Annotated in this window: 13 protein-coding genes and 1 riboswitch; of the genes, 3 read left to right on the top strand and 10 right to left on the bottom strand. The window is 46.1% G+C overall.

From position 1 onward, the window contains the following. Positions 1-13: 13 nt before the first annotated feature. Complete coding sequence (gene dprA, locus LPY66_RS06820; RefSeq protein WP_337987342.1) at positions 14-1,192, bottom strand: DNA-processing protein DprA; 1,179 nt, start codon at positions 1,190-1,192, stop codon at positions 14-16. Positions 1,193-1,589: 397 nt separating this feature from the next. On the opposite strand from dprA, the gene LPY66_RS06815 reads away from it, so the two are divergent. Beyond that, positions 1,590-1,805, top strand: a complete 216-nt coding sequence (locus LPY66_RS06815; protein WP_337987341.1) for a hypothetical protein — start codon at positions 1,590-1,592, stop codon at positions 1,803-1,805. A 4-nt stretch (positions 1,806-1,809) separates the two neighbouring features. Here the strand turns inward: LPY66_RS06815 and LPY66_RS06810 are convergent, their stop codons facing one another. The 5 genes from LPY66_RS06810 to LPY66_RS06790 all read right to left on the bottom strand — a co-directional run bounded on the left by LPY66_RS06810 (position 1,810) and on the right by LPY66_RS06790 (position 6,500). After that, positions 1,810-2,280 carry an HAD family hydrolase gene (locus LPY66_RS06810; RefSeq protein ID WP_337987340.1) on the bottom strand — a complete coding sequence of 157 codons (471 nt, stop codon included), beginning with the start codon at positions 2,278-2,280 and terminating at the stop codon, positions 1,810-1,812. Between the two features lie 242 nt (positions 2,281-2,522). Continuing rightward, the gene (locus LPY66_RS06805; RefSeq protein ID WP_337987339.1) at positions 2,523-3,404 is read right to left on the bottom strand and encodes a glycine betaine ABC transporter substrate-binding protein; all 882 of its coding nucleotides are present in this window, start codon (positions 3,402-3,404) and stop codon (positions 2,523-2,525) included. A gap of 76 nt (positions 3,405-3,480) precedes the next feature. Next, positions 3,481-4,329, bottom strand: a complete 849-nt coding sequence (locus LPY66_RS06800) for an ABC transporter permease (RefSeq protein ID WP_337987338.1) — start codon at positions 4,327-4,329, stop codon at positions 3,481-3,483. Then, positions 4,322-5,533 (bottom strand): quaternary amine ABC transporter ATP-binding protein, encoded by a 1,212-nt coding sequence (locus LPY66_RS06795; protein WP_337987337.1) that lies wholly within the window; start codon positions 5,531-5,533, stop codon positions 4,322-4,324. Before LPY66_RS06795 ends, LPY66_RS06800 begins: the two co-directional genes overlap by 8 nt. A gap of 108 nt (positions 5,534-5,641) precedes the next feature. Beyond that, positions 5,642-5,776: riboswitch (cyclic di-AMP (ydaO/yuaA leader) on the bottom strand. Positions 5,777-5,879: 103 nt separating this feature from the next. Then, positions 5,880-6,500 carry a GGDEF domain-containing protein gene (locus tag LPY66_RS06790; RefSeq protein ID WP_337987336.1) on the bottom strand — a complete coding sequence of 207 codons (621 nt, stop codon included), beginning with the start codon at positions 6,498-6,500 and terminating at the stop codon, positions 5,880-5,882. Between the two features lie 215 nt (positions 6,501-6,715). On the opposite strand from LPY66_RS06790, the gene ablA reads away from it, so the two are divergent. Further along, the gene (ablA, locus tag LPY66_RS06785; protein ID WP_337987335.1) at positions 6,716-8,008 is read left to right on the top strand and encodes a lysine 2,3-aminomutase; all 1,293 of its coding nucleotides are present in this window, start codon (positions 6,716-6,718) and stop codon (positions 8,006-8,008) included. Beyond that, entirely contained in the window at positions 7,992-8,819 is an 828-nt protein-coding gene (gene ablB / locus LPY66_RS06780; protein ID WP_337987334.1) for a putative beta-lysine N-acetyltransferase, read from the top strand. Before ablA ends, ablB begins: the two co-directional genes overlap by 17 nt. 118 nt (positions 8,820-8,937) lie before the next feature. On the opposite strand, the gene LPY66_RS06775 is transcribed toward ablB, so the two are convergent. Genes LPY66_RS06775 through LPY66_RS06760 form a run of 4 tightly spaced genes read right to left on the bottom strand, consistent with a single transcriptional unit; the run spans position 8,938 to position 12,499 of the window. Continuing rightward, a complete protein-coding gene (locus LPY66_RS06775; RefSeq protein WP_337987333.1) occupies positions 8,938-10,059 on the bottom strand; it encodes an iron ABC transporter substrate-binding protein in 1,122 nt (373 codons plus the stop codon). Positions 10,060-10,119: 60 nt separating this feature from the next. Beyond that, entirely contained in the window at positions 10,120-10,872 is a 753-nt protein-coding gene (locus LPY66_RS06770; RefSeq protein WP_337987332.1) for an ABC transporter ATP-binding protein, read from the bottom strand. Next, positions 10,869-11,945, bottom strand: a complete 1,077-nt coding sequence (locus tag LPY66_RS06765) for a FecCD family ABC transporter permease (RefSeq protein WP_337987331.1) — start codon at positions 11,943-11,945, stop codon at positions 10,869-10,871. The genes LPY66_RS06770 and LPY66_RS06765 overlap by 4 nt, the downstream gene beginning before the upstream one ends. A 20-nt stretch (positions 11,946-11,965) precedes the next feature. Next, the gene (locus LPY66_RS06760) at positions 11,966-12,499 is read right to left on the bottom strand and encodes an FmdE family protein (RefSeq protein WP_337987330.1); all 534 of its coding nucleotides are present in this window, start codon (positions 12,497-12,499) and stop codon (positions 11,966-11,968) included. Positions 12,500-12,505 lie beyond the last annotated feature (6 nt).

The following is a 12,505-nucleotide window of genomic DNA, read 5'->3' as shown; positions in this document are numbered from 1 at the left end:
TGTTCTCATATACTTAGCGCTGCAGAACGAAATGTTGTCCGGGCAGTTGCAGAATTTTTCCGGCAAGCTGAAGTTCCAGTAGTCCGAGCGCAATTTCCTGGGCAGGCAGAGGACACAGGATGGTCAATCGGTCGATATGCATCGGGATATCACTTAAACACGCCATAATCAGATCCCATTGAGTAAAAAGGGTGTTATCTGTTTTTCGTGCATTCCTTTTATTATTCCGCTTGCACTCAGCATTTTTTTCCGTCATTCTATCTGATTTTGGTATGTACAAAGCATCGCTGTTAGTCTCTTTAGCCGGCAATTCTGAGAGGATATCCTGTATGTTCTCTGCCAGTTTGGCACCCATGCGCAATAGCTGATGTGTGCCCTTGCTGAGTTCACTAAAGATAGGGCCGGGTACGGCGAATACTTCTCTTCCCTGCTCGAGGGCGAAATCCGCCGTGATCAATGAACCGCTTCTTTCTGCAGCCTCGACCACAATCACCCCATAGGCTGACCCGCTGATCAACCTGTTTCGAGCAGGGAAGTGAGTCGCTTCCGGAGGAGAACCCGGCGGATACTCACTGATTAATGCTCCCTTTTCCATAATAGCCGAAGCCAGCCGCGAATTTTCAGCAGGATAAATCGTGTCCAGACCGCCGGCCATAACCGCCCAAGTGATACCCTCAGCCTCAAGTGCTCCTTGGTGGGCTGCTGTATCGATTCCCCTGGCCAGCCCGCTGATTACGGCATATCCTGATTCACTGATCCCGTGAGCGAGATGTTTCGCAGCAGCCTTACCATAAGGTGATGCCCGGCGTGCGCCAACAATGGCAATGGCAGGGTGAGACGAGCGCAGCATCCCTTTATAAAAGAGCAACGGCGGTGCTCCCACCCATTCAGACAACATGTTCGGATAGCTATCGTCACCGGGTATCGCCAGTAAAATTTCCTCACGATTGAGCTTATCCTGAAATTGATTAGGATCAATTGAGATTCTGCCAACAAGAAAATCATTGAGCCAAGGGTATTCACGCTTTTTATCGCTATAATCCTCAGTAGGTGCCTCCCAGGCATTCTTCGCACTGCCGAACATGGCAATAAGATGCCGGAGTTTCTGGCTGCCGATCCCCTTTATATTCAAAGTACAGGCCCGAAAAAGCTTTTCATTCAACAGTGTTTCATCTGATAATGTCTTATTCATTGGTTTAATCGACCTCGCAATGGATTTAAGAATATGTTTCGATCTTATTGTTTTGTATTAATAACATGATTCTACATTATTCCATATTTTTCCTGCTTAATATTGCCTGGGATCTGATATTTGATGCTGAAATACCTCTACCTGATTGAAGAGAAAGCATGTTTGTTCCTGGATAAGATACAAACATGCTTCTATTTTTGACTATTGGCACCCGCCGCAAGCATTGCTTCACAGGCGTCTTTGTTCAGATACGACATAATTTCAATCGTTTTGCGAATGGCATCCTCATCCGCCAGGTCCTTTTGATCGCTGTGTTCATTATCCCAATCCCCATTAACATTTCTTTACGCCCGTCGTGGATGACCCGTATACCCAGGGCATTCCAAAGACCATCGGTGTGCGCGATCGGTTGTCCGGCAAAACCAAGCTTAAAATCACCTACCACAATATTCCCCAGTTGAAGGGCGTTGCTCTGATCGGATCTGAAGAAATTGAAAACAGAACTGCGGTCGCCTCTCTTGATTTTCCGGGAAAAGACAACGCAGAAGCCGCCTACGAAAGCCACTTCAACACGTCCCAGGAAGTCCGTTTAGCCTTAGATGCTATTAAGTAAGTAATCAACGCCTTAAGGTAGCAATGATGCGATTCGGGTTTAACAAGAGTTCAAACGCGTCTTCAATTTTATTTACAATAATATCAGCCTGTGATTGGGTTTCGGGACTGCAACCCTCAGGTCCAATTACTGCAATTCCCAGATCTGCCTCTCCGACCATCACCCGGTCATTGGCTCCATTACCGATTGCCGCAATCCCTTTGCCTCCAAGGTATTTCATATAATCTGCCTTCTCCTGCGTATGGCTTTGGCTTTTTAACCTATTGATCGTAACCGGCAGGTTGCTGCACTGGTCAGCCACTGTTCCAAAGGTATCAGAGGTTAAGATATGTATTTCAAAATCCGCTGTCAATTGCTTTAAATAGGATTTGGTCCTGTCTGATATTATCCCATCCAGAGCTAATGTCCCGTTATAATCCAAGACAAGCATACGTATGTTTAATGTTTTCCAACCAGGAATATCTATAGATAGCATGTCAATCCTCCGATTTCTTCTGCCTTCACGATATATTTTTTCGCTATTTTCATTGTAATCAACGCTGTTCACGATATCAGTCACCATGGTTAAGGTCATGGGAAAGTTTTAACCAATATAACACAAATTCTGCGGACTAAACAGTGGATTAATAAACGGATGAAAATCAGACAATGCTGAATTTCATCCGTTCTACGGCTTTTAAGCATAAATTTGCTTACATCTAATTCATTACGGAGCGCTTAATTCTTACCGATCCACCCGTTGACGACATCGCTATTTTCGTTAATCCATTTTTTAGCTGCCTCAGCCGGTTCCATCCCCTCATTGATCAGCCCTTCCAGACTGCCGATCTGCGCATCGGTCATTTTAAACTTTTTAAGCATGGTTGCCACATCCGCTTGCTTGCCGCTGAATTCTTTATTGGCGAGGATATGAATCTCTTCCGCTTCACCAAATTCTCCCTCCGGATCATCAAGATACTTCAGGTCATATTTGGCAAACATCCAATGCGGACTCCAGCCGGTAATGGCAATCCACTCATTTTTGCCGTAGGCCTTATCCATTGCCGCCATCATCGCCATTTCACTGCCCTGTACCACGTCATAACCCAAATCATAGGTCGTATTAGCCCTCACTGACGCTTTCATAATACCGGCACCGGGATCGATTCCGATTATCTGCTTATTGAATTTGCTTCCTTCATCCTTTAATTGGGCAATGGAATCAATCGTGACATACTTTGGTACGACAATCCCTATCTTAGCCTCTTCCTGATACCAGATCCCGTAGTCTTCCAGGCTATCCTGATATTCATTCCAGTATGTCTCGTGAGTAATGGGCAGCCAGGCATCCATGAAGACGTCAAGATCCCCTTTGCTTAAACCAACAAAAAGCGGTGCCACATCAAGCTGAGTCAGTTCCACCTGATAGCCTTGATCCTCCAAAATTACTTTCCAGAGATTACTCACTGCCACACATTCAGCCCAATTGACATAGCCAATGCTTACAGTTCCTTTGTCCGCTGCCTGCCGGGTAGATGAACATCCGGCTGTAAAGCTTACAACAAGAACGATGATCATTGTGAGTACCAGCAATTTGCGCCCTTTGAATAAGTGCATCATACCATTTTCCTCCATGTTCTTTCTTTATTTATTATTATCCGGACAGTCTTTCTCTGTCTCATGATCATGATGATTGTCATGATTCCTTTTTCTGATCCGTCGTTCTTACCGAACGACCGATTCCTTGAGAAAGTCTGTCCAAAATAATCGCCATGATCACGACGGCAACGCCATATTCAAATCCCATCCCGATCTTAAGCTGTCCTATTGCTTCCAGCACGCCTGCGCCAAGTCCGCCGGCACCGATCATCGCGGCAATCACCACCATGGATAAGGATAGCATCATTGTCTGATTGATACCGGCCATAATGGTCGGTAATGCAACCGGAAGCTGAATTTTCCAGAGAAGCTGCCTTGGGTTTGACCCGAAAGCCTCACCAACCTCTACTAAATCCTGTGGGACCTGGCGGATACCCAGATCGGTGAGTCGGATAGCCGGCGGCATGGCAAATATAACGGTGGCGAACACTGCCGGCACCTTTCCTATGCCAAAAAAGAGCAAAGCCGGAATGAGATAGACGAACGAAGGCATTGTCTGCATCACGTCCAATACAGGGGTAAGCACCCGATGGAATCCGTCGTTTCTTCCCGCCAGAATCCCCAGCGGTAAACCGATGACAATCGATACAATCGCCGAAATGATGACTAAAATCAGGGTATCCAGAAATGACGGCCATAGCTTCAGATTATAAATGAACAGCAGCCCGATAACTGTTCCAAGAGCCAGTTTCCAACCGTTGGCCCGCCAAGCCAAGACAGCAAAGATCAAAATAATTACCCACCAAGGAATCGCCGCCAGCCCATTTCCAAACTCACGGACAGTCCGGCTGAAAGCGTCGGAAAAAACGTCCAGACTGTTTCCGAAATTGGTTTGCAGCCAGGCAACACCCTGGTCAATTAGTTTTGCCAAAGGGAACTTAGTCATTGTCTTCACCCCGCTTCTGAGCGGCAAGCGCCGCAAGGACGGATCCCCGCACGATGATGCCAATTAATTTCTTTTCCTCGCTCACCACGGCCATCGGCAACTTACTCTCGGCAATAATACCCAGCGTATCCTGGACAGGGGTATTTTCGTAAACCACCGGCCCCTGGGCAAGTTCGATATCATTCAAACTGGATTTCCCGTCATTACGGGCGTCAACCGCCATATCGACGGTAATCAGTCCCTGATAATTCTTTTCCTTATCCACGACAAAGACGCTGGACAGCCCATGCTCCTTCATAATCCTCAGCGCAACTCCGGGTCCGTCACGCAAAGTGATCAACGGCTGGGGCTTCTTCATCACATCCCCGGCCGTCAAGATCCTACTCCGGTCCACGCCACGCACAAACTTAGCCACATAATCGTCGGCGGGATTGGTAATAATTTCTTCCGGAGTACCGACCTGTACTAAAGCACCGTCTCTGAGAAACGCAATACGATCGCCAAGCTTGAGCGCTTCATTTAAATCATGGGTAATAAACACAATGGTCTTGCTCATTTTTTGTTGGAGACTTAACAGTTCGTCCTGCATTTCTTCTCTGATCAACGGATCAAGTGCACTGAAAGCCTCATCCATAAGCAAAATATCGGCATCGTTGGTTAACGCTCTGGCGAGTCCGACCCGTTGCTTCATCCCGCCGCTGAGCTGATCCGGATATTTGTTTTCCCAGCCTTTGAGACCGACCAGCTCCAGCATCTTATGCGCTTTAACTTCCCTGTCCTTTTTGGCAACCCCCTGAACTTCCAATCCATACACCGTGTTTTGAAGAACCGTACGGTGGGGAATTAACGCAAACTGCTGAAAGACCATGGCCATCTTTTCCTGGCGAATCTTTCGTAAATCCTTCTCTTTCAACTTCGTGATCTCAATACCGTCAATAACAATGGAACCGAAACTTGGCTCAATCAGCCTATTCAGACAGCGCAGAATCGTTGATTTCCCGCTGCCGGAAAGTCCCATGACGACAAAGATTTCACCCCGCCTGACCGCAAAACTGACTTTATTGATGCCAACGGTCTGTCCGGTTGCCTGAAGAATATCGACTTTGCTTTTTCCTTGTGCCAGTAAGTCCAGTGCCTTCTGAGGGCGGGAATCAAATATTTTGATTAAATCAGTCACTACAATTTTCTCTAAGGTTTGATTCATATTACCACCATCCTAAGACAATAAAATACACCACAGAGAAGTTCTGTAGTGCTAGTAAAATACAAAAAAAATATAACCTTAATAAAGGTCCGATAAAGCTTGATTTTATCACCTTCTCTTCCAACGCTTACGAGATTAGCTGACGGATTCGGGTCGAAAGAATTAACCCTACCAGAGCAGCAGCTCCGGATTCACCCCACGTGTTGGGTTTCCCGTTCCATTTGGATTCAGCGTATTCCAATATTCATTTATAGTCATCCGTTTTTAGTCCATCACCTCGCTTCACAATGGGCAAGCGCGTCTAAGGATCTAACAGTAATCGAACATGTGAGAGAATGAATTACTATCATTTGCTGTATTTTTTGAATAGATCATCCAAAGCTTCCCGTAATAAAAAGGCCTCAGTCTTTTCCATCTCTTTTGCCATTTCTGAAAGACGATCAATTTGGGTCTTGGTAAAATAACTGGATTTAAGCACCATACTTTCAACTTCGGAAAGACATACTTTATTCTTTCCGAGTTTTTTGGCCCTGAATAACGCACTGTCCGCCACTCGAAATAGTTCGATCCCATTTTTGGCATCTCTTGGCCAGGAAGCAATGCCAAAACTGACCGTGACATAGATATCTTCCGACTTTTCACCATCGGAGAAATTAAACGTGTTGTCCGATAGATAACTCCGTATTTCCTCCATTTCCATCAGGCTCCGTTCAGCGCCTTTTCCAACAAGCAGAATCATAAATTCATCACCCTGCCGTGTGATTAAATCAGCTTCAGCGAGATTATTCGTCAAAATGGTGATTAATTTATCAATGATTTCATCACCGATTTTTCGGCCAAGGGAATGATTGATACTGGCTAAATTGTCAATATCCGCCGTGACGATACTGAAAGGTCCTTCTCTGTCGCTTATCATTTCGTTTACTTTTTTTATAAGGTCTTCCTTTGTTGTTAATCTGCTTACCATATTTAAAACCTCTCCTTAGTGAATAAATATATTAAATTTATATATATATGTCAAGGTATATATATTTTTTTAATACATGGGTTGACATATAATACCTGACAACTTATTATATAAATCAAAGTTGTAGCATTTATATTTTGTCAAAAAAAAAATATGAAATGACTAAAATAATCGTGCGCAAAATAATTTCTTCCATAGTAAAGGAGGTAGAAGAAATGAACAGACAGCGAGAAACGTTATTCCCGCAAGTAAGCAATGACGACTGGTATGATTGGCACTGGCAAATGGCCAATCGCATCACAACCCAGGAAGATCTGCTCAATGCGTTTTCCCTTTCATCCGGGGAGGCTGAAAATATCGCGCGGTGCCTGAAAAATTTCCGCATGGCGATAACGCCCTACTACCTTTCGCTGATTAATCCCAATGATTCCGAAGACCCAATCCGCAAGCAGGCTATTCCCTCAATCCAAGAACTTAACACATGCACCTGTGATCTTATCGACCCGCTGCACGAAGAAGCAGACAGCCCTGTACCCGGTTTGACCCACCGTTATCCGGACCGTGTTCTGCTCCTGGTAACCGATCAATGCGCTATGTATTGCCGGCATTGCACTCGAAGGAGAATGGCTGGCCAGAGTGATCACGCTTTGCCGTTGAATCAGTTTAAGCTTGCCTTAGAATATATCCGCTCTAATCGTCAGATTCGCGATGTCCTGATATCCGGCGGCGATCCTTTGACTCTCTCGGATGAACGTTTGGATTTCATATTAACCAGTTTGCGCGCAATTCCTCATGTTGAAATTATCCGTATCGGCACACGAACACCGGTGGTCCTTCCGATGCGGATTACAGATTCATTCCTGACGATGCTTAAAAAGCATCACCCGGTATGGATTAATACCCATTTTAATCATCCGGTGGAGTTAACAATGGAAGCCCGTACTGCGTTAAGCAAAATAGCCAACGCCGGTATTCCGCTTGGCAACCAGTCGGTGCTGCTGAAAGGAATTAACGATTGTCCGACAATCATGAAAAAACTGGTTCATGAGCTGGTAAAATGCAGGGTTAGACCCTACTATCTATACCAATGCGACTTATCCACGGGTATCGAGCATTTTCGTACTCCCGTCAGTGTGGGATTAGAGATAATCGAGATGCTCCGAGGACATACCTCCGGCTTTGCCGTACCAACGTTTGTTGTGGATGCGCCGGGCGGCGGCGGCAAAATTCCTCTGCAACCCAACTATTTATTGTCTCAGTCCAGTGAAAAAATAATCCTGCGCAACTATGAGGGCGTGATCTGCGTTTACGATGAGCCCGAGAATAAAACAAACCGCTGTAAAACATGCTCTGATCCCTGTCTCGCGTCAAAATCCCGCCAAATAGGTCTGGGCAAATTGCTGAGAGGTCAAAAAATCAGTCTGACCCCTCAGGAAAATATGCGCATGGAGAGAAGAGAAAAAAATAATACAGCGTATCGAGGTAAGATCCATGCTCACATCAAATAGTATTCGAAGCACCAATCCCTTCATTGATAGGCGAAATAAACGCCTCGTCCTGGACGGATATGCTGAAAAAGCCATTCCGGCCCTGAGTCAAAAGCTAATCCAGACAGCCTTTACCAATGATTTGGAGAAAATATGGGTCTGGGCTTTACCGGCCGATGTTCCTATATATTTGCAGCAGGGCTTTCAAATTGAAGGCAGTCTCGTTCAGAACAACGAAGAAAATTTCTCAGTCAGCCTGGCCTATTATGTGAGCCAATCACGTTCCTATTCCAACAATTTTGCTGAAGAAGACAAACTGTTGTATTCCGTTCGAAAGGATCCTATCCAGCCACTCACGCCTTTGCCTGCCGGGATGAATCTTCTCCTTTTGGATGAATCCTTTGTTTCCCCAATATCCGCTTTACTGACCCAGACGTTTGCCAGTTATCCTACGCCTGTAGAAGATACGGATTATATACACACGTTATTTCAAAAAGGTGACCTGTTTGCCGGTGCAATCGATGATGGCAAGCTTGTTGCTGTTGCAGCCGCTTATCCTGATCTGCGGCTAAGACGCTGTGAGATGACGGACTGTGCAACACTAGAAAACTATCGGGGTCTTTCGCTGACCCTGCGTTTGTTAGAGATTCTTGAAAACGCAATTAAGAACAAAATCCAAAGTCCTTTGCTGTTCTACACATTGGCACGTGCGCAATCCTACGGTATGAACCGGGTATTTCACAAGCTTGGCTATCGCTGTCAAGGCCGTCTGATTAATAATTGCCATATAGGCGGTGCCTATGAAGACATGAATTTGTGGGCAAGAATATAAACTCAAGAATATACTCTTGCTGGCATCGGCTGTGTAAGTTAGTGATCACTATTTGAAATAACCCATCAGGTGACTTTTTCAACCTGATGGGTATTCCTTCTTGGTTAAAGATATTCTATTATTTCGTTAGTTCGACCTTCCTGTATCCGCCAAAATCCTTGGCCATCTGGGCGTAAATATCTTTGCCTAACAGAGCCTGATAGATTTCATCCGCTTTTTTCTCCGGATCAACATCATTAAACTGCTCTGGATAGAGTATCTTACCGATATAATAAGCATCAGCGATTGATGTATCGATATTCGTGGAATAATAATTATACGGAAGCATGGCATACAGTTCCCCGTTCTTTACTGCAGACAAACTTTGATAGTATTGCGGGTTTTTCTTATAGTCTTCCAGAACGGAAGGATATCCGGCCCCATCAAGAAATATCTTATCCGGGTTCCAGCTGATTAATTTTTCCTTGTCAATCATCAGTGAACCTGTTTTTCCTGTTTCATCAACCACATTGTTAGCATGAACGACATTAAAAAGTGAATAATTACCCTGGGTGCTCTCGATGCCGTGGACACCTTTCATCCCCAAACCGCCGACATAAGCGGACGGTTTCTGATCGTCAGCCACATCTTTCGTTCGGGTATCCAGGTCCGTCTTATATTGCGCCATCAGACCGATTAATTCCTCCGCCCTTTGCTCCATGCCGATGGTTTTGCCGATAAGCGTCAGGGAAGCATCCAACTGGGAATCGAACGTCGCTGTTTTACCATAACTTAACGCCACAACCGGAATCCCGGTTTTGGACTGTAAATTGTCTACAGTAGCTTGATCCGCTGCATAGGTTGTAAAGATAACATCCGGTTTCACGGCCAGGATTTGTTCCGGATTCGGAGCGTTATTAGGTCCTCCCGGCCCAATAACCGGAAGATCGGCAAGCGATGGGTTGGCATAAAGATAGGGCCTGCCTGTCGGGCTATCAATTTCCATTTGTTCAATTCCTGCAAAAATCTCTATATTCTTGAAATAGCAGCAAAGTCTTAGGGCCCCTGGACCGATAGCAACCACTTTTTTGGCTGTTCCGTTGATTTCCACTTGTCTTCCCAGCATATCCGTCACGGTGAACTTCTCGGAAGCATTCTGGGATGATTGGGCGGAACAACCGCTGAACACAAAGGTCAGACAGAACAGGGCCGCCAGTACCAAGGCAATTAATTGTCTTTTCGAGAAAATCCTTCTTTTCATATTTACCTCCATCGTCAATTATTGATATATAATGTTGCAACATTATCTTCATTTGTCTATTTATACCGGGACCACAACCGGGATATCCTCAATTTCTTTAATTGTAACCGGTACAGCATAAACACTTTCAATATTTTTAGGCGTCATCACTTCAAGACCGCCGGCAGCAAAAATGACGCCGTTTTTCAGCAATAGGAACTTGTTGGCATACCGGATCGCCAGATTTAAGTCATGCATCGTAACCACCGCGCACATCTGCTTGTCTTGGACAACATTCCGGATAATTCTGGCGACCTCCAGCTGATTTTTTAAATCCAGGCTGCTGGTCGGTTCGTCCAGCAAAAGAAGTTCCGGTTCTTGCGCCAAGGCCCTGGCAATGACAACTTTTTGCTGTTCTCCTCCGCTGAGTTCATTCAAGTAGCGTAAAGCGTATTCCTCCAGATCAAGCGATTTTAAAGCTTTGCGGGTGACTTCCAGATCGTTTGGAGAAGCTTCCCATTGGATATAGGGCTTTCTTCCCAGCAGAACCGCATCAAAAACCGTGGTACATACCCCTTCTTGGCGTTGGGCAACATAACCGACTCTTTTGGCCAGCTCCCTCCGGCTAAGCTTGCCGGTGTCTTCTTCCCGGATCAACACGGTGCCGGAATGGGGACCCAGCACGTTATTCAGGCATTTCAGCAGCGTGGATTTACCCGCGCCGTTCACTCCCAGAATAGCCAAAAAATCCCCTTTGGCCACCGAAAAATTGATATCCTGCAATACCTTCCGGCTCGGATAGTTAAAGGCCAATCCTTTAACGGATAATATCATCGTCTTTGATACCCCCTTACCAGCAAGTATAAAAAGAGCGGCGCCCCGAAAAAGGACGTGATAGCCCCGACAGGAAGCACCACCGGCGCCACCATGGTCCTGGCGATGGTATCAGAAAAAAGCAGCAGCGCAGATCCCATCAGCGCTGAAGCAGGTATCAGGTAACGGTGATCCCCGCCGATGATCCTGCGCATAATCTGGGGAGCAACCAGTCCGACAAAGCCGATAATACCAAGGAAAGAGACCGCAACGGCCGCGATTAACGCCGAAATGAACATCCCTCCTTGCCGGACTCTTTCCACACGGACGCCCAGACTCTTAGCGGTTTCTTCGCCGCTGTCCAGCGCGTTATAATCCCACCTTTTAAATAGGAAATATATGAAGGAAAGAATCACAATGCAGGCCAGTATTCCTACTTCCCTCCAAGCAACCCTTCCCAAGTCCCCGAAGGTCCAGAAGACAGCCGCCGCGATCTGAACATCACTGGCAAAATACTGGATCAAGATGGTACCGGCCATAAACAGGGAGTTCAGTGCTACCCCGGCCAGGATCATGGCTTCGGGGGAAAACCCCCGAATTCTTGCCAACAGCAAAATAACCAGTGTTGCCGCCATGGAACAAACAAATGCACACAGCGTTACCAGATACGGGTTATTGATGGTCACCGCATCCGTACTTGTGCTGGAAATACTGCCGGCTCCTAAAACAATAATGGCAATATTCGCTCCGAAAGCCGCGGCGTGGGAAATACCCAGGGTGTCCGGCGAGGCCAGCGGATTGCGCAAATTATTTTGCATCACACAACCGGCCACCGCCAATCCGGCGCCGGCAATGACAGCCGCTAAAATTCTGGGCATCCGGATCTGCCAGATGACAACACCGGAAATCGCGTTCCCTTTTCCAAAGACCGATTGGATCACTTGATACGGATTGAGATTGAATGAACCGGCATTGACCGCAGCCACGGACAAAAAGACAATTAAAAATGCCAGCAGCAGAATCACGATTCTTTTCTTTCGTGTGTATTTATGGTAACCATCTGTCTCTAAGGTACCTGCCGTTTTAAATTTCATCTTCCATATTCCTTACCTTTTTACTGCCAGCCTCTGCTGTAATCTTTAAAACAGTCCAGACAGACTTTTTTCCCATCCTGTAACCTGATCTTATGCTCCGGAGCGCTTTCCCCGCAGGATTCACAGACAATAGACGTAAACAGCCGAGCCGTCTCGGGCAATTCATAACGCGGTTTCATAACGTGAAAGACCTCTTCCGCCGGAGCGTTCAGAATATAATCCTTGCGCTCTTCCCGGGTCATTTCTCCCTGAAATGACTTCAAAACCAGGCGCAAGCTTTCACCGTCTTTCCGGTTGAAAAAACTAAACGCCATTTTGCCGGTCCCTCTGTAAATTAAATTACCTTTACCGATACTGCATCCGGTCAATACCTGAATCGCATCGACCCCACACGCGTCGTTTTCGGTGACGCAGACGATTTCCTCATCTGACGAGAAGCGGACATCCATTTTTTCCTTCGCGATGACTGCCGCCCGGTAGCCTATGGCGAGTCCGGGGCAGACATGCCCGTGAAATTCAATCGCTTTTTCCCAATCTGTAAGTTGCCTGCACATTGTCGA

It is taken from the genome of Dehalobacter sp. DCM (assembly GCF_024972775.1).
Classification (GTDB): Bacteria; Bacillota; Desulfitobacteriia; order Desulfitobacteriales; family Syntrophobotulaceae; genus Dehalobacter.
This window is presented reverse-complemented; position numbering and strand designations above follow the sequence as displayed.

What these genes read in the sequence shown, in the direction of transcription:
- ablB (WP_337987334.1), top strand. Translation starts at nt 7,992, where the DNA reads ATGCTCACATCAAATAGTATTCGAAGCACCAATCCCTTCATTGATAGG.
- LPY66_RS06800 (WP_337987338.1), bottom strand. Translation starts at nt 4,329, where the DNA reads ATGACTAAGTTCCCTTTGGCAAAACTAATTGACCAGGGTGTTGCCTGG.
- LPY66_RS06795 (WP_337987337.1), bottom strand. Translation starts at nt 5,533, where the DNA reads ATGAATCAAACCTTAGAGAAAATTGTAGTGACTGATTTAATCAAAATA.
- LPY66_RS06790 (WP_337987336.1), bottom strand. Translation starts at nt 6,500, where the DNA reads ATGGTAAGCAGATTAACAACAAAGGAAGACCTTATAAAAAAAGTAAAC.
- dprA (WP_337987342.1), bottom strand. Translation starts at nt 1,192, where the DNA reads ATGAATAAGACATTATCAGATGAAACACTGTTGAATGAAAAGCTTTTT.
- LPY66_RS06805 (WP_337987339.1), bottom strand. Translation starts at nt 3,404, where the DNA reads ATGATGCACTTATTCAAAGGGCGCAAATTGCTGGTACTCACAATGATC.
- LPY66_RS06765 (WP_337987331.1), bottom strand. Translation starts at nt 11,945, where the DNA reads ATGAAATTTAAAACGGCAGGTACCTTAGAGACAGATGGTTACCATAAA.
- LPY66_RS06770 (WP_337987332.1), bottom strand. Translation starts at nt 10,872, where the DNA reads ATGATATTATCCGTTAAAGGATTGGCCTTTAACTATCCGAGCCGGAAG.
- LPY66_RS06775 (WP_337987333.1), bottom strand. Translation starts at nt 10,059, where the DNA reads ATGAAAAGAAGGATTTTCTCGAAAAGACAATTAATTGCCTTGGTACTG.
- LPY66_RS06760 (WP_337987330.1), bottom strand. Translation starts at nt 12,499, where the DNA reads ATGTGCAGGCAACTTACAGATTGGGAAAAAGCGATTGAATTTCACGGG.
- LPY66_RS06810 (WP_337987340.1), bottom strand. Translation starts at nt 2,280, where the DNA reads ATGCTATCTATAGATATTCCTGGTTGGAAAACATTAAACATACGTATG.
- ablA (WP_337987335.1), top strand. Translation starts at nt 6,716, where the DNA reads ATGAACAGACAGCGAGAAACGTTATTCCCGCAAGTAAGCAATGACGAC.